Here is a 15,054-nt window from a genome sequence, read left to right on the forward strand (position 1 = left end):
CTGGCCGAGCGACGCACCGCCCCCGACGGCCGACCCCTCTCCGCTCCAGAGCTGATCGCCGCGTGCGAGCAGGTCATCTCCGTACAGAACCAAGCATGGATGGCCAAATGGGGAGAGGACGACACAGACTCCCGAAGCGAACATAAAAGCAAGACTTAAGGCGACATTCAGACTAATAAGCATGTGTGACGTGGCGTAACGTCGAGTTGGTGTCCGAGCGGGAGTGGGAGTGTCGACGACTCGGACACATGGGGCGATGCTGGCGAGTGCCGTTTGCCCCGGTCAGACCTGAGTTCCCGGTTGAAGCGGAACCTGCTGTCGCCGCATCTGGTCACTAACCTCGCCATGCGTGCCGATACCTGTGGCGCCATGACTCATGCACCTTCTCCCCGCCGGGCCACCGTGGCCGTCGTTTTCGCGGCGGCTGTCGCCCTCGCCGGGTGCGACGGAGCCATCGAGAAGCCCAGATCGCAGGCGGCTGAGCAGGTCGACGCCGGCACCGCTCCCACGCCAGTTCCTACTGCCGCCGCGGCGCCGACATCCGAGCCGTCCCCTGACCTCGTACCATCCCCTGACCTAGCACCATCCCCCGGCCCGGCCCCGGAGTCCGACGCCGCACCGGTCCCGACGCCGAGGCCCGCGCCGTCACCACGGCCGGCGCAAGCACCCGAGCCGCAGCCCGAGCAGGCACCCCCGCCACAGCCCGTCCCCACATCGGCACCGCGGCCGTCGCCGACGTCGGCTCCTCCCTCCCAGTCGGAGCCCACGCCGGTGCCGGTCGGCGGCCCGGGACCGGGCGTGTGGGTGACGCTCACGGAGAAGAGCTGCACGGGCGAGCCGAACAACTGGACCCTCGCATACACGATCAACTGGGACGACGGGCACACTGCCCGTCAGACCACGACCAGCCGGATTCCGTACGTGGGCAGCACCGTCTTCTACCCGTACGCCGAAGGAACGGAGTGGGCACCGCGCAACGACGGTCAGTGGAATTGCCCCGGCGAGTTCGGCTGACCTACGCGGCCCGCCGCACCGCCCTGCACCGTCGGGGCGTGCGTTTCCGACGATCGGGGTGGCCAGCGAGGGGATCGGCTCGACGACCGAATCTGGGTTCGGTCAGTGGCTGCGACTGCGGCGGGCGAGTCCCCCCTGTAGGCATCGCCGGGCTGTGACCGGGGACCTGCGGCGCGGCTACCTCAGCTCGTAGTCCGGGTTCTCCTGCGCGTGCCGCAGCACCGCCCGCAGCGCCTCGTCCCGGCTGCCCGCACCCTGGCCGCCCTGCGTGTGGGCAACCCAGAGCTCCGCGATCTCGGCGGGCGGCTTGGGGTCCCGGTAGATCATGCCCACCCGGCGGCCGTCCACGTAGACCTCCTCGACCTGCCCACCGAACTGCGGGCGGAAGCGCGTCACGATGTCGTACTCCACGCTTGGGACCCTAGAGGCGACAGCCCCCGTCCCGGCCCTGCCGCCCGGTCTGCGCCACACCAGCCACACTCGCCCCGCCGGCCCCATCTGTCACGGCGCTAACGGGTGACGTCGTTCGGGGCAGCGATGCTGCCGGTCATGGCACAGGACTACGTGACGGGCCGAGAGCACGACCAGGACGACGCCCCGAAGTTGGGTGACACCGTGGGCAGGGTCAGGACCGCACCTGGCTGGGCGCACGCGGTGGCCCGCCAGGTGGCTGAGGGCGGCGAGGGGCCGTGGCGGGCGGAGTGCGGAACGACGGTCCGCGTCATCCGAGGTCCGTGGACCCCCGGCCGGGGACTGGGCGCGGGCCACCCCTGCCCCGAGTGCCGGACGCTGGTCGCGGGCTGACCGGCGGGCGCGGCGGCGGTCAGCCGGCCGGTCACTGCAAGGGTTCGTTACCCTCCGACTCCTGCGGCGCGGCCCGGCGGCCGCAGCGGGAGTCCAGCCTGGATGTCTGCCCGTTCATGTTCAGGTACAGCAGGACGAGGCCGCCTCCAACGATCAGGGGCCAGGCGATCATGCGCTGCGTCTCGATGCGGTCCTTGCAGAGCGCGGACCAGTCAGCGCGCCCCCGGCCGCCGGACAGCATGTCGTCGATGTCCTGGGCGATGGCCTCGCGCAGGGACGGGTCCAGGGCGCTGCCGCAGCCCACCACATCGCCCAGGGCGCTGGCCGATGTGGGCAGCACCAGCAGCAGGATGCCGATGGCCAGTACGACGCCCGTGACGAGGCGCAGAAGCTTGCTGCTGGTCACGTTTCTGTACCCCCGTGTCTCGATGACGACGGGGCCGTGGAACACGGGCGGGGGGCGAGGCGACCGCCACCGGGCTACCGACCGCCTCGCCGGATCGCTAGCCCCAACGGGCGCGGCCGTCACGCGGGCAGGGCCGCGCCGGGCGTGGCTACCCCATCCCCCCCGACCGGCCCATCGCCCGCGGAACCTGCCGGGCATGACGATCCGGTCGTTCACCGACGGGGACCGCCGGGACATGCGCCGCGCAGCCGAGGAGGACCCCGCCGACGGCCGGGTGGACCGGCGCCGGGGAATGGTCGGGGCCAGCTACCTGGCCGGGCTCCGCGCCATCGGTCGGCCCAGGCTCACCCCGTGCCGGAGGGTGCCTCCAAGTGCCGCTGTAGAGCCCTCAGGTCGGCAACCACGACTGCGCCGGGCTGGGCGTGCCGCGCCGCTGTCCTCAGGTGATGGGTCATGTGCTTCTCGGCCACCACCACGTCGGCATAGGCAGCCGCACAGGCAAGGTAGAGCAGATCGTTGAGGTCGTTGCGCGACCAGGGTTCACCGGGATTGCGTATTCGCTGGTAGGTGACCTCCATGACCCGACCGACGAACGGCAGCGTCGCGAAGAAGTCGATGCATCGGGCGACGTTGATGCGCTCGCGGAACTCTTCCATCGTCAGGCCGAGGGCAACCGCCGCTTGAGCGAGTTCCAGGCCGAGGTCGGCGTACGTCTTCCCCGCCGCGACGAGTCGGATGTCCCTGTCGGTCGGGTTGTCCCTCATGTAGGCCGAGAGGTCCGCGTACCCGTCGGCCCACGCGCTGATGAGGGCGTCCGCATGTGCCTGTTCGTCGGTGGTCAACGAGTCCTCGCGCAGCGTCGCCGCCCACGTGTCCCGCCAGGTCAGCTGCTCGATCAGTCGCTTCACGGGCTCGGGGAAGGCAGGGTCGCGGCATCCATAGGGCTCGAACTCCGTCGCGCGAAAGGGCGCGCCGGGCGCCTGGCTGAAGACATGGCGAGCATCGGGGGCCGCATCCGGCTCCGCCCGCAGACCCCACCTCAGCTCCCTACCTCGCACGTCGATCGGGTGGCGCATGTGCCAACCCCTGTAGCCGGCGAGCATCGCGTCTGCCAGGTCGGCACGCCGAGCCTCAGCGCCGGCGTGGGCCGTCTCGACCAGGTGGGCGCAGGACAGGGGCAACCGCACCTCTTCCGCGTCCACCGCCCGCCATAGCAGGTCCGCTGCTGTCAGTTCGTCCAGGCCGCGGCGCCGCTCAAGCTTGTCCCGGTTCACCCTTGCCTGCGCCATGGAGACCCAGTGCGTCTGATCCAGGTAGATGGTGAGGGGCACGTTTTTCCTGTCTCGGATCCTTGCCGCGGCGTGGCTACGGTTCGCCGGTGACCTGAACCGGGGACGGAACAGCATCATCCGAGACGACTGCGCCGGCCGCGCCCGCACCGCTCGGCGACCGCTGTGGCTGGCCGCCTGCGCTGGGGCCGCGGTCGGGCTGCTCAGCGGACTTGTAGGACTCGGTGGCGCGGAGTTCCGTCTGCCGCTGCTCAGCTCGCTGTTCGCCTTCGCTGCGCTGTCCGCGGTCGTCGTGAACAAGGCGATGAGCCTCGTCGTGGTGACGGCCGCGCTGCCGTCGCGCCTGACGGCGGTGCCGCTCGACGCGCTGGCCGAGCACTGGTTCATTGCGGTGAGCTTGCTCGTCGGCAGCCTGCCCGGGGCATGGATGGGCGCGTCCTGGGCCACCCGGATGCGGGCGGCGACCCTCCACCGAGTGCTCGGCGCGCTCCTTCTGGCCATCGCCGCAGTGTTCGGCGCCGAGCACCTGGGCACGCTGCCGCAGCTTGCTCTGCCGCTCGGAGGGCAGGCCACCGCCGGGGTGGTGGCCGGATTCGGCAGCGGCGTGGTCGCCGCACTGATGGGCGTTGCCGGCGGCGAGTTGCTGGTCCCGACGATCGTGCTGCCGTACGCGGTGGGCGTGAAGCTCGCCGGCAGCCTGTCCCTGCTCGTGTCGCTGCCGACGATGCTGGTCGCCTTCTTCCGGACAGCCGCGACCGGACGTTCGCGGTGCTACGCGACAACGGCCGGTTCGTGGTCGCGATGGCGGTCGGCTCGGTGGCCGGGTCGGTCACCGGCGGACTCCTGCTCGGCGCGGTGCCGTCCATGGTCCTCGTGCCGTTGGTCATCGTGCTGCTGCTCGTCTCGGCGGTGAAGGTGTGGGGGCACGCGTGGCTGGGTGACGCCCTCGCTGACACTCAAGAACCGAGGGTTGTGGGGCATCAGGCGTAATACGGCCCACCCCTGGTCCGGTCCGCCGAGTCGCTGATCAGCGACTCGGCGGGGCCGCAGTTTCGAGCGTTTCGCGCGATGCCCTACGCCCGGGTGCGCGAAAGACCCGGAAGTACCGGGACTTCCGGGAGCACCCTTGGTGCGCCTGCGCGTGCGCGTTCGATCGTCGCCCGGCTCATCACGTTGCGCCGCCACCTCGGATCACCCGAAGCGGCCTGACGGTCGCGCCGGCCCGATCGGGCGCCGGCAGTCCCAGCTCGACGCGGACAGCCGCGAGTACCACCGCCGTGATCTCCGTGATCAGCGCGTGCGCATGGACGAGTTCGTTCAGCGTCACCTGTTCCACCAGGGGTGGGTTGCTCGACGGCGGGGCACCACTAGTCAGTGGCCCGGGGACGGTCGCGGCCGACGGCATCGGGTGGGGGGCACCACTAGTCAGTGGCACCGCGACCGCCTCGACCGGCTGGGGCACCGTGGGCGGGGCACCACTAGCCCCGCTTGCGGGGCACGGGTTAGCCCCGGGCAGGGCTTCGACCCGGGGCAGCCGGTACACGGCCGCCCGGCAGTTCTCCCGCTTCCGGCCCTTGGTCCAGGGCTGCCCCTTCTCCAGTTGCACCAGCAGACCCGCCTCGATGCACTGGCGCAGGGCCGTGCGCACGGCCGTCAACCCCAGGCCGGTCTCCCCCAGCAGGTACCGGATCGGGCAGGGCGGGCTGGTGACGTTCAGCTCGGCCGCCCGTCGGGCGATGGCGTCGAGCACCACCCGCTGGTTGTCCGACACCGGGCAGGCGGGGTTCGCCAGCCACGTCCGGAACTTGGCCACGTAGGCGGCTCGGGCCGCCTCATCGAGGGCCGGGGTCTCCTTCACCCGGTCGACAGCCCTGTCCCACACCCGCTGCAGGGTCTTCTGCACCTGCCCGGCGGGGCGGTCGTCCCCGCTTTGCTTGGTGGCCACCTGCATCCCCAGGCCGCTGCCACGCTTGCTGAGTTCGGCGTGCCACTCGGAGTAGAGCCAGCCGGCGTTGACGGCGGCCATGGCGGTCCGGAACAGGGCGTTGTAGACCGCCGTGTCCCGGTCGCGACCGCTCATGCCGGAGGTCGTGACGCCCACGCGGATGAGGTCGATGTACGGGGCTCTCAGGTTGCGCCTGGAAGGCCCTACAGCCGCCTCACCGCCTCGCTGCCGTCCGCCGGTCCCATGGGCGGCCCCTCGGCGGCTCACCCCGCCGCCCCACGCTGATAGAGCCGGAGGACGCCGCGCCGTCGACTCGGCCGCTCGCTCAGCGTGTAGCCGACCGGCCGGATGATGCCGGCCCGGACGGCGGCGTGGAACCGGCCGCCCATCCGACAGGGGTGGTCGGCCGGTGGGATGAGCGCCTGAACGCTGTCGGCGGTGAACGGCCGATCCAGCGCAGCCAAGTGACGGATGGCGGCGTCGCAGCACGAGGCCCACCAGGTGTCCTGGTGGGCGTTGGCCGCGGCGACGCCGGCGTCACGGACAGCCCGCGACAGGTCGGCGAGGGTCGTCAAGATCAGGTTGTTCTCGGCGGCCCTAGACTCGGCGTCGAGGGGCTGCTTGGAGGTGGCGTTCTCGCTGGGGGCGGTTCCGGTTCGCGGCCGGGCCGCCCCTTCATCTGCCCTCACCGCGGACCGCCGAGTGATCCGCCGGGGCGAAGGAGCGTGGACAGCCGATCGCGCTGCTCCGGTGTCAGCGGCGGGGCAGCATCGACCAGGCGACGGATGTAGTCCTCGACGCGCCGGACATCGAGCTCCCGGCGCTCCCGAACAACTGCGTCGGGCGCGTTGCGCCAGCGGGCGTGAGCGGCGATCCGGGCGATGGTCGCCCGGGTGGCCGGGTCGTTCGACGGCACAGTGGCACTCACCTATTCGGTGCAGTACCACCGGGGCCTAGTCGGTGACGGGGGTTTCGCCGGCAGTAGGCGAGGCGTCGAGGTGGATGCTAACCCTTGGCACGCCCGCGACGACGCATCACTCCCCGTGGGTCGGCCCACAGCCCCACCGGGTCGGCCGTGATGACCCGACCCTCCCGGTAGGCCTCGCGTAGCCGCGGCGGGAACAGGGCGAACTCCTTGCGGCAGGCGCAGGTGGCCCGGAGGCTGGCGTTCTCGTCGAAGTCGACGTCGATCCAGGTGCCTTCGGAGCCGTCCGGGGTCTTCACCGCCATCAGCACCTGCAGGACGGGCGCCCTGTCGATCGCGGCGACTCGGGCGAGCACGTGCTTGCCCTTAGGCTTGTTGCACACGGCGACGACCGTGGGCCTCATACCGGCCTGCACTGCATGAACGCCTGGCCCCGGGGCAGGCTCGGAACGCCACTCGAGCGCCAGCGGTTGGCGCAGGGGCGGGTCACGCGCCGGCCCCCTTCCACTCGATCGTGACGGCCTCGGGGTCGAATGTCCGTGCGCCCTGCCGGGTCCGGCTCACCGTGATGGCCATCAGCGTGCTCACCACGGCGCGGCGGCGGCTCAGCGGGAGGTCGTTCCAGGCCGACGCCACGTCGCTGGCTCCGGTCAGACCGTCCAGGAGCGGGGCGGGGTCGACAACCCGGGCTCGTCGCTCGGCGTCCGCGAGCAAGGGGCGCAGCTTGGCGGTGATGCGCTCCATCTGGCGGCCGTCGATGGCGCCTTCGGCGTACTGGTCCGCGGCGTGGTCGAGGCGTCCGCGCAGGCGCTCGGCCTCCTCGACCGCCGCTGTCCGCTCGGCGCTGTCGCCGACGGTGAATAGGCCTACGGCATCCGGGCGCGCCAGCCTGGCAGTGACCAGCCCGACGATGAGATGGTCCAGGTCGGCCTTCCGGCGGATCACGCATCCGTTGGCGGAACACCGGTAGGACGGAACGCCACGATTTTGGGCGACGCGCAATGTGGCTCCGCAGACGCCACAGCGGGCGATTCCGGACAGCAGGTGCGCGGCAGCCGTGCCGGTGCTGGACCTCCGCTGGGGATCCGTCAAGACGGCGCGGAGCTGCTCCCAGCGACCCCTGTCCAGGATCGCCTCCCAGGCACCTTCCCCTACGACCTCGCCCCGATGGACTCGCAAACCGGCGTTGCGCTCGCGCAGGACCAGCGCCCGGACCATGTTCTTGCTCCACGGCTTCCCGGTCGGCGACGGCACGCCTCCGGTCTTCAGGGCCGCGGTGACCGACCGCAGGGATTCCCCCGCCAGCAGGGCGTTCGCGAGGCGCTGGACCACAGCCGCCTCGGCCGGCTCGATCACCTCACGGACGGTCCCGTCCGGGGCGTGTTCCCGGATCCAGCCGTAGGCGCGGCGGCCGTGGGGCCGGCCGGACTCGGCTCGCTGCTGCAAGGCGCGCCTCACTCTCTCGCTCTTGTGCTCAGACTCGTGCCGGGCGACCGCGCCCAGCATCCGGGCGTGCAGTCGACCGTTGGCCGTGGTCAGGTCCCACTCCCCCGCTTGCACGGTGTAGACCGCCACGCCGGCCCGCTCCACGGCGGCGATGAAGGTCTCCAGTTCGGCCGGGGAGCGGTGCAGCCGGTCTGGGTCCCACGCGGCGATGACGTCGACCTGACCGGCCTCCACGGCAGCCATGAGCGCGGCGTACTGGGGCCGGGGTTTCCCGCTGTAGGCGCTCAGGTCGTTGTCGGTGAGGGTGCGCACCACGTTCCAGCCGTTGCGCTCGGCCAGCGCGGCGCAGTCCTGGCGCTGGCGCTCCACCCCTAGGCCCTCACCGCGCCGGTCGTCGGAGATGCGGCAGTAGACAGCGGCTCGTGGGGCGTCAGCCAGCGCGGCAGTCTGTGAGACTCGGGGAGGGCGGTGGTCACCGCCCAAGTATGTCAGTTCGTACAGTTGTCGAGCGTCGTCTTGCCGGCCTGCGTGCCGCCGGACACCAGCACGTTGAGCCCCGCGGCGACCGCGGCCTCCAGGAACCGGGCGGCCTGCACGGTCAGCGTCCCGGTGGCCACCAGCTCGTCGAGCGAGTGCGCCTGCAGCACGAACTTGCGGATGTTGACCGCCATGTGCCGGCGGGTGATGTCGGGGATGACCACGTGCAGCCGGGAACCGTCGGGCAGCATCGCGTCGACGAAGGGCTGGCTCATGTCGATCCGCCGTCCCGAGGTGCGCAGCATCCGCTCCACCAGGTCGGCCAGCTCACCGGCGCCCAGGATGGTGGTGGTCAGCTCGCTGCGGCCGCGGCGGGCGACGAACACCCGGCCCGGCTCGTTGACCCACACCTCCTCGACCTCGGGGTCGTCGAGCCAGCGCTGCAGCGGCCCGAACCCGGCCACCCGGTCGAGCACGTCGCGCACCACCGCATCCGGGTCGCCGACCGGCGGCAGCGCCGAGGTCAGCGACCGCTCGGAGTAGTCGGCGACCACGTCGCGCACCAGCACCCGCACCGGCGCGGGGTCGGTGAACGGGTCCAGTCCGCGCCGGCGGATCAGCTCGCGGACCTCGCCGTCGACCACGTCGAGCGCACTCGTCGGCACTGGACCCCCGTCACACCCCGTTGCAGAACGGGAGGGACCGTAGGTCGACTCCGGGCGTGGACGGGAGCCCGGTCAACCGATCTGTGGACAGCCCGCACCGGCACCATCCGGTCGGGTGACCCGCCCCCAGGTGGCCCGAGCGTGTGCGCAGGCGCGGCAGACGCAGCCCGGGAACCCGGCGCCGGCGCACACGCTTGGCACCTGGGTCAGGCGCGCCGGACGGTCAGGTGCGGGCGGTGCGCCAGGCTCTGCGCCACCACGCAGTACCGCTCGGTCAGCTCCGCCAGCCGCGCCAGCGCGGCGTCGTCGGCGTCGGTGTCCAGCTCGGCGTCCACGGTGATCGGCCCGAGCCCGACGGGCACCGACCTGTCCACACCGAGCGTGCCGCGCGGGTCGAGGTCCGCCGACGCGGTGAGCCGGCCCGCGCGGACGTCGAGCCCCATCGCGGTGGCCACGCTGCGCATCGTCACCCCGGCGCAGGCCAGCAGCGCCTGCAGCAGCATGTCGCCGGAGCAGGCGTCGCTGCCGTCGCCGCCGGTGGAGGGGTGCAGCCCGGCGCGGGCGGGTCCGGCCCAGGTCCGCACGGTCGCGGTGATGCCGGGCGCGGAGAAGTCGGCCTCGGCGGACATCCGCGCGCAGGCCGATCCCGGGTCGTCGCGGTAGCGCTGCTTGAGCGGTGCCTGCAGTTCCCGCAGCTGGACGGCGTCCATCCGGATCCCCCTCGTGGTGTCGAGCCCCATGCTCACGACCCGGCGACCGGCGCGCCACCGAGCGTGTGCGCCGACGCGGCCGACAGACCCTCTTGTTGCGAGTCGGCGACGATCCGGACGAACTGGTCTCGCTCGACCGCGCGAATCACTACATTCGTCCTCTTCGTACATCGCGTGACATGGGGGCACACATGCGCCGTCGTCTGATGGCCGGGCTCGCGGTGGGCTCGATCCTGCTCGCCGGCTGCGGCTCACAGGTCTCGGGTGGCCCCTCCACCGCTTCTCCGAGCGCATCTCCGAGCCCGTCGCCGAGCGAGTCCGATGTCGGAGAGCTGCCCTCCCCGGAGGAGTGCGCGGACCCGGGCGTCTACGCCGACTGGACCGAGTACTGCGCGAACGTCGCAGAGCCCAGCGACGCTACCTCCGAGGAGCCCCCGAGCGCTGCCGTCAACCCCCGGTTCGGGCAGACCTACACCTACGAGAACGGATTGGCGGTGACCGTCGCGCCGCCACAGCCCTACACGCCCTCGGACAGCGCCGCGGTCGGGGAGCCAGCACCGCCGAGCTTCGTCGTCTTCGATGTCACGGTGGCCAACGGCACTCAGGCCAACTACGACCCGGCCACGTTCATGGCCACGATGCAGAGCGGCACCACCGAGGGGCAGCAGGTATACGACTCCGCCAACGGCATCGGTGGCACCCCGTCCACGACGCTGCTGCCGGGCCGCGAGAGCACCTTCCGGCTGGCCTTCGGTGCAACCCATCCGAACGACCTGGTCCTCGAGGTCACGCCTGGCTTCGACTACGAGTCGGCCATCTTCACTTCCTGACTCGCCCGCTCGCCGTTGGCACGTGCAACCCGGCGACCGGCACGCCACCGAGCGTGTGCGCCGACGCGGCGCCCGGAGCCGGAGAGTGCGGCGTGCGCGCACACGCTCAACGGCGCACTGAGGGGATGGACGTCCCCCGGCGCCGGGGTCATCATCGCGACGTGCCCACGAGGTCGGCCAAGGAGCGCGCCGGCACCGGGTCCGACCAGGTCACGGTGACGACGGACTCCGTGCGGCCCGCGGAGGCGTTCTCCTTCTGGCAGGACCTGATCTGCGACACCTTCGTCCAGCTCTCGGCGTCCCCCACCACCGAGCTCCCGTTCCGCGGCCGGATCGCGCACGGCGTGGTCGGCGACGTCGAGCTCACCACGGTCCGGGCCAGCGGCCAGAACGTGCAGCGCACCCGCCGGCTGATCGCCCGCAGCAACGAGGAGTACGTGCTGGCCAGCATCCAGCTGGCCGGGCGGGGGATCGTCTCGCAGGACGACCGCGAGGCCCGGCTGGTGCCCGGTGCGATGGCCTTCTACGACAGCACCCGGCCCTACACGCTGCACTTCGACGGCGCCTTCGAGCAGCTCGTCGTCCAGGTGCCGCGGCGGGTGCTGCCCGCCGGCCCCCTGGCCGGGGCGACCGCGGTGACCCTGGGCGCCGACAGCAGCGCCCGGCTGGTGGCCGACTTCCTCCGCGGCCTGGCCCGGCAGCAGGCGACCGACCCGGCCGGGACGGCGGCGCTCGCCCCGCACGCGCTCGGGCTGCTCACCTCGGCCCTGGGACTGGCCGCCGGGACCGGGCCGCCCCCGGGCGCGGCCGCCCTGGACCGCGAGCGGGTGCTGGCCCACCTCGCCGCCCACCACACCGACCCCCGGCTCTGCGCCGACGGGGTGGCCGCGGCCTGCCACCTCTCCCGGCGCAGCCTGTTCCGGCTCTTCGAGTGCGAGCCTGAGGGGCTCGGCGACGTGCTGCGCCGGCTGCGGGTCACCGCCGCCCAGCGCCTGCTGCGCACCGCGCCGACGCTGCCCCTGGCCACCGTCGCCGTCCGCTCCGGCTTCGGCGGGGAGGCCTCGTTCCACCGCGCCTTCCGCGCCGTCACCGGGACCACCCCGGCGGCCTACCGGCGGGCGGTCACCGGCCGGCCCTGAGGAGCGGCCGGACCTGGCACGCAGCGGCAGGGACCTGGCACGGACCGCGAGTCCGCCTGCGCGCGGTCGGCTCACCGTGGTCGCACGCCCGCAGCCGGCGGGCCCGTCGCAGGAGGACCGCATGAGCGTCCCCGACAGCTCCGCTCCCGTCCGTCCGGTGCGCGCGGCCGCCGTCCAGGCCGAACCGCGGTGGCTCGACCTCGACGCCGGGGTGGACCAGGTCGTCGACCTGATCGGCGAGGCGGCCGGCAACGGCGCCGACCTGGTCGCCTTCGGGGAGACGTTCGTCCCCGGCTACCCGTGGTGGATCTGGCTGGACTCGCCTGCGTGGGGCATGCAGTTCGTCGCCCGCTACGCCGCGAACTCGATGACCCGCGACGGCGAGCACATGCGCCGGATCGCCGCCGCGGCCGGACGCCACGGCGTGCACGTCGTCCTGGGCTTCGCCGAGCGGGCCGGCGGCAGCCTCTACATGTCGCAGGCCTTCATCGACGACGCCGGCACCGTGGTCTCGGTGCGCCGCAAGCTCAAGCCGACCCACGTCGAGCGCAGCGTCTTCGGCGAGGGCGACGGCAGCGACATCCAGGTGCACGAGACCGCGCTCGGCCGGCTCGGGGCGCTCAACTGCTGGGAGCACTTCCAGCCGCTGACCAAGTACGCGATGTACAGCATGGGCGAGCAGATCCACGTCGCCTCCTGGCCCAGCTTCTCGATCTACCGCGGGGCGGCCACGGCGCTGGGCCCGGAGGTGAACACCGCGGCCAGCCGGGTGTACGCGGTGGAGGGGCAGACCTTCGTCCTCGCGCCGTGCTCGGTCATCGGGCAGGCCGCCCACGACCTGTTCGCCGACACCGAGGCCAAGCGGCAGCTGCTGTTGCAGGGCGGCGGGTTCACCCGGATCTACGGCCCCGAGGGCACCGAGCTCGCCGAGCCGCTGCCCGAGGACGCCGAGGGGATCCTCTACGCCGACCTCGACCCCGCACTCATCGCGATCGCCAAGTCCGCCGCCGACCCGGTCGGCCACTACTCGCGCCCCGACGTCTTCCGGCTGCTGTTCAACGGCGCGCCCAACCGGGTGGTGGTGACCCCGGAGCAGGCCCCTGGGCGCCTGCCGGTGGAGCTGCCCGAGCCCAGCGACCTGGTGCCCGCCGACGCCTCGGCCCTCGAGCAGGTGGGCCGGCCGTGAGTCTCGAGCCGCCGGTCCCGTCGCACCGCGGCGTCTGGCACCCCCGGGACGCCGGCCCGGCGGTGGCCGCCGCGGACGCCGAGGTCGCGGCACTGCTCCGCCGCCTGGCGGGGGCCGTCGACGGCACGGGCCGGCTCACCGCCGTGGTGTTCACCCCCCGGGCCGAGCCGGGACGTCGCGTCGCGGGGACCCGGCTCCTCGCCCGGAGGGCAAGGAGAGCCGGCCGGCGCGTCGTCCGGTGAGTGACCGCCCGGCCGCGGCGTGCCCCCACCGCTGCGGCCGGGCCCGACACGCCGGGGCACCGGGAACAGATCCGGCGCGGCGCGTGCTCCAGCCCACAGTCCCCCGACGCCGCCCGTGAGGAGACCGCCCGAGCATGCCGACGACCCTCCTGCACCGGGACCCCGACGCCTCCTCCTCCCACCGCCCGGTGCGCCGGCGCTCCCGGGCTCCCCGCCGGCTGGTCGCGCTCGGCGTCGCCGCCGGGGTCGCCGTCCCGGTCGGGCTGGTCGTGGCCGACCGGGTCGCGGACTGGACGGCGCCGTTCGAGCAGGAGGTCGTCGACCGCAGCACTCCCCCGCTGTTGCTGGCGTTGGAGGACCTCGCCGAGTACCGCGCCGCCACCGGGACCTTCCAGGTCGTGATCGACCAGGAGCGCGACACCGCCTGGGTGCCCTCGGTGATCAGCGGCGAGCGCGTGCAGTTCCTGGCCACCGGCAGCGTCGACGCCTCGGTCGACTTCTCCGGCATCGGCGAGGGGGACGTCGAGCTCTCCGCCGACGGCGAGTCGGCCACCATCACCCTCCCCGCCCCGGAGCTGGGCCAGGCGCGGGTGGACCCCGAGCAGAGCCGGGTGCTCGACCGCGACCGCGGGCTGGTCGAGCGGCTCGGCGACGCCCTCGCCGACGACCCCACCGACGAGAGCGCGCTGTTCGCGCTCGCCGAGGACCGGCTAGAGTCGGCCGCCGCCGAGAGCGACCTGGGCGAGCGCGCCGAGGCCAACACCCGCGACATGCTCACCACGCTGGCGGGCTCCCTCGGCGTGGACAGCGTCACGGTCACCTTCGAGCCCGCGCCGAGCGCCACCGGCTGACCAACGGCGGCCCCACCGGGCCGCCCCAGACCCCGTTCCCGGGGACGTCGCACGCATCCGCCCTGCCCAGGGCTTCGTCGATGTGTGACGCAGAGCACACTTGATCACGCTCAACGTGCTCCTCGGCCTCCGGTCCCGGTGCTAGCTTCCGCCGGCTTCCGAGACCGAGGAGACCCGCGTGAGGCGACGTACACCCCTCGCGGCCGTGCTGTGCACCGCCGCGTCCTCGCTGGTGCTGGCGGCCGCCCCGGCCGCCGCCGCGCCCAGCGCCGGCCCCGGGCAGCTCTGCCAGGACGGCAACTGGTTCGTCATCCAGTACGAGGCGACCTACGACGGCGCCACCGGCGCGGCCGACGGCGCCTACGAGCGCGCCGTCCCCACCACCGGCGGCTGCGCCAGCAGTTGGGCGCACGGGGACGGCCAGTTGTCGACCGCGGCGATCGCGGCCCAGTGCCGGACCGGGATCGAGGCCCGCTTCGGGCCCTACCCGATCACCGTCCGCTTCGCCCAGACGTACGTGCTCCAGAACCGCGCCGACTGCATCGAGGTCATGAGCGGTGTGGCGCACGGCGAGATCGACCCGGGACGCGCGCCGCTGTTCCCGGGTGGCACCCGATGAACCCCGTCCTGAGGAGGACCTCCCCGATGAAGACCCTCGCCCGCACCGGCCTCGTGGCGGCCGCCGCCCTCGCCGCCGTCGTCACCGGCGCCACCTCCGCGTCGGCGGCCCCGTCCGGCGGCTCGGGCGCCGTCAAGGTCGCCAACCCCGCGCAGGCCTGCGCGACCATCCAGAACACCGTGGCCGAGTACGGCGGCACCCTCGACGACTTCCGCTACAGCTCGTGCGTCCGGACGTTGGCTGGGCGGGTGCCCGTCGTCGAGGGCGCCGGGGACCCGTACGCGCAGTGCGCCCTGTACGAGGACGAGGGGGCGATCTCCTACCCGTACACCTTCTACGCCGAGGGTGGCCCCTTCCCCTCGCTGCGGGCCAACGACCGCGAGCAGTGCGCTCGCGCGCTGTACGCGTACCACACGATCGCCTCGGCCTTCCCCGGGCAGCCCTGACCCGGGCGACGACCCACCCGAGCCCCGCCGGTGCCCGCACCGGCGGGGCTCGGTGCGTCC

Annotated in this window: 18 protein-coding genes; 8 read left to right on the forward strand and 10 right to left on the reverse strand. The window is 73.0% G+C overall.

Annotation, left to right across the window (positions count from 1 at the left end; translation table 11 throughout):
- Positions 1-1,191: 1,191 nt before the first annotated feature.
- The 3 genes from ACI79O_RS13925 to ACI79O_RS13935 all read right to left on the reverse strand — a co-directional run bounded on the left by ACI79O_RS13925 (position 1,192) and on the right by ACI79O_RS13935 (position 3,555).
- Positions 1,192-1,425 carry a hypothetical protein gene (locus tag ACI79O_RS13925; protein ID WP_456914440.1) on the reverse strand — a complete coding sequence of 78 codons (234 nt, stop codon included), beginning with the start codon at positions 1,423-1,425 and terminating at the stop codon, positions 1,192-1,194.
- 424 nt (positions 1,426-1,849) lie between these two features.
- Positions 1,850-2,224, reverse strand: a complete 375-nt coding sequence (locus ACI79O_RS13930; protein ID WP_456914441.1) for a hypothetical protein — start codon at positions 2,222-2,224, stop codon at positions 1,850-1,852.
- A gap of 344 nt (positions 2,225-2,568) precedes the next feature.
- Positions 2,569-3,555 (reverse strand): hypothetical protein, encoded by a 987-nt coding sequence (locus ACI79O_RS13935; RefSeq protein WP_456914442.1) that lies wholly within the window; start codon positions 3,553-3,555, stop codon positions 2,569-2,571.
- Between ACI79O_RS13935 and ACI79O_RS13940 the strand changes: the two genes are divergently transcribed.
- Entirely contained in the window at positions 3,542-4,426 is an 885-nt protein-coding gene (locus tag ACI79O_RS13940; protein ID WP_456914443.1) for a sulfite exporter TauE/SafE family protein, read from the forward strand. The genes ACI79O_RS13935 and ACI79O_RS13940 overlap by 14 nt on opposite strands.
- Before the next feature lie 255 nt (positions 4,427-4,681).
- On the opposite strand, the gene ACI79O_RS13945 is transcribed toward ACI79O_RS13940, so the two are convergent.
- The 7 genes from ACI79O_RS13945 to ACI79O_RS13975 all read right to left on the reverse strand — a co-directional run bounded on the left by ACI79O_RS13945 (position 4,682) and on the right by ACI79O_RS13975 (position 9,681).
- Positions 4,682-5,614 carry a hypothetical protein gene (locus ACI79O_RS13945; protein WP_456914444.1) on the reverse strand — a complete coding sequence of 311 codons (933 nt, stop codon included), beginning with the start codon at positions 5,612-5,614 and terminating at the stop codon, positions 4,682-4,684.
- Positions 5,615-5,721: 107 nt separating this feature from the next.
- The gene (locus ACI79O_RS13950; RefSeq protein WP_456914445.1) at positions 5,722-6,033 is read right to left on the reverse strand and encodes a hypothetical protein; all 312 of its coding nucleotides are present in this window, start codon (positions 6,031-6,033) and stop codon (positions 5,722-5,724) included.
- A 110-nt stretch (positions 6,034-6,143) separates the two neighbouring features.
- The gene (locus tag ACI79O_RS13955; protein ID WP_456914446.1) at positions 6,144-6,374 is read right to left on the reverse strand and encodes a hypothetical protein; all 231 of its coding nucleotides are present in this window, start codon (positions 6,372-6,374) and stop codon (positions 6,144-6,146) included.
- 89 nt (positions 6,375-6,463) lie between these two features.
- Complete coding sequence (locus tag ACI79O_RS13960; RefSeq protein ID WP_456914447.1) at positions 6,464-6,766, reverse strand: hypothetical protein; 303 nt, start codon at positions 6,764-6,766, stop codon at positions 6,464-6,466.
- A 103-nt stretch (positions 6,767-6,869) separates the two neighbouring features.
- Positions 6,870-8,312, reverse strand: coding sequence for a recombinase family protein (locus ACI79O_RS13965; protein ID WP_456914448.1), 1,443 nt, complete (start codon positions 8,310-8,312; stop codon positions 6,870-6,872).
- Positions 8,313-8,317: 5 nt separating this feature from the next.
- Entirely contained in the window at positions 8,318-8,971 is a 654-nt protein-coding gene (locus ACI79O_RS13970; RefSeq protein ID WP_456914449.1) for an ATPase, T2SS/T4P/T4SS family, read from the reverse strand.
- Positions 8,972-9,177: 206 nt separating this feature from the next.
- Entirely contained in the window at positions 9,178-9,681 is a 504-nt protein-coding gene (locus ACI79O_RS13975; RefSeq protein WP_456888450.1) for an OsmC family protein, read from the reverse strand.
- A gap of 206 nt (positions 9,682-9,887) precedes the next feature.
- Here ACI79O_RS13975 and ACI79O_RS13980 point away from each other — a divergent pair, with 206 nt between their 5' ends.
- The 7 genes from ACI79O_RS13980 (at position 9,888) to ACI79O_RS14010 (ending at position 14,994) form a co-directional block, all read left to right on the forward strand.
- On the forward strand, positions 9,888-10,511 hold the full coding sequence (locus ACI79O_RS13980; RefSeq protein ID WP_456914450.1) for a hypothetical protein: 624 nt from the start codon (positions 9,888-9,890) through the stop codon (positions 10,509-10,511).
- Positions 10,512-10,672: 161 nt separating this feature from the next.
- Positions 10,673-11,650: an AraC-like ligand-binding domain-containing protein gene (locus tag ACI79O_RS13985; RefSeq protein WP_456888451.1), complete on the forward strand. Its 978-nt coding sequence runs from the start codon at positions 10,673-10,675 to the stop codon at positions 11,648-11,650.
- A 121-nt stretch (positions 11,651-11,771) separates the two neighbouring features.
- Positions 11,772-12,836: a carbon-nitrogen hydrolase family protein gene (locus tag ACI79O_RS13990; RefSeq protein ID WP_456888452.1), complete on the forward strand. Its 1,065-nt coding sequence runs from the start codon at positions 11,772-11,774 to the stop codon at positions 12,834-12,836.
- Positions 12,833-13,078, forward strand: a complete 246-nt coding sequence (locus ACI79O_RS13995) for a hypothetical protein (RefSeq protein ID WP_456914451.1) — start codon at positions 12,833-12,835, stop codon at positions 13,076-13,078. The genes ACI79O_RS13990 and ACI79O_RS13995 overlap by 4 nt, the downstream gene beginning before the upstream one ends.
- A 134-nt stretch (positions 13,079-13,212) precedes the next feature.
- The gene (locus ACI79O_RS14000; RefSeq protein ID WP_456888454.1) at positions 13,213-13,929 is read left to right on the forward strand and encodes a DUF4230 domain-containing protein; all 717 of its coding nucleotides are present in this window, start codon (positions 13,213-13,215) and stop codon (positions 13,927-13,929) included.
- A gap of 178 nt (positions 13,930-14,107) precedes the next feature.
- A complete protein-coding gene (locus ACI79O_RS14005; protein WP_456914452.1) occupies positions 14,108-14,548 on the forward strand; it encodes a hypothetical protein in 441 nt (146 codons plus the stop codon).
- Between the two features lie 26 nt (positions 14,549-14,574).
- Entirely contained in the window at positions 14,575-14,994 is a 420-nt protein-coding gene (locus tag ACI79O_RS14010; RefSeq protein ID WP_456888457.1) for a hypothetical protein, read from the forward strand.
- Positions 14,995-15,054: the final 60 nt, after the last annotated feature.

Source organism: Geodermatophilus sp. SYSU D00696 (genome assembly GCF_054050235.1).

Bases quoted from the DNA above. Each gene is read 5' to 3' on its own strand.
- ACI79O_RS14000 (WP_456888454.1), top strand. From the start codon at position 13,213: ATGCCGACGACCCTCCTGCACCGGGACCCCGACGCCTCCTCCTCCCAC.
- ACI79O_RS14010 (WP_456888457.1), top strand. From the start codon at position 14,575: ATGAAGACCCTCGCCCGCACCGGCCTCGTGGCGGCCGCCGCCCTCGCC.
- ACI79O_RS13990 (WP_456888452.1), top strand. From the start codon at position 11,772: ATGAGCGTCCCCGACAGCTCCGCTCCCGTCCGTCCGGTGCGCGCGGCC.
- ACI79O_RS13975 (WP_456888450.1), bottom strand. From the start codon at position 9,681: ATGGACGCCGTCCAGCTGCGGGAACTGCAGGCACCGCTCAAGCAGCGC.
- ACI79O_RS13980 (WP_456914450.1), top strand. From the start codon at position 9,888: ATGGCCGGGCTCGCGGTGGGCTCGATCCTGCTCGCCGGCTGCGGCTCA.
- ACI79O_RS13940 (WP_456914443.1), top strand. From the start codon at position 3,542: ATGGTGAGGGGCACGTTTTTCCTGTCTCGGATCCTTGCCGCGGCGTGG.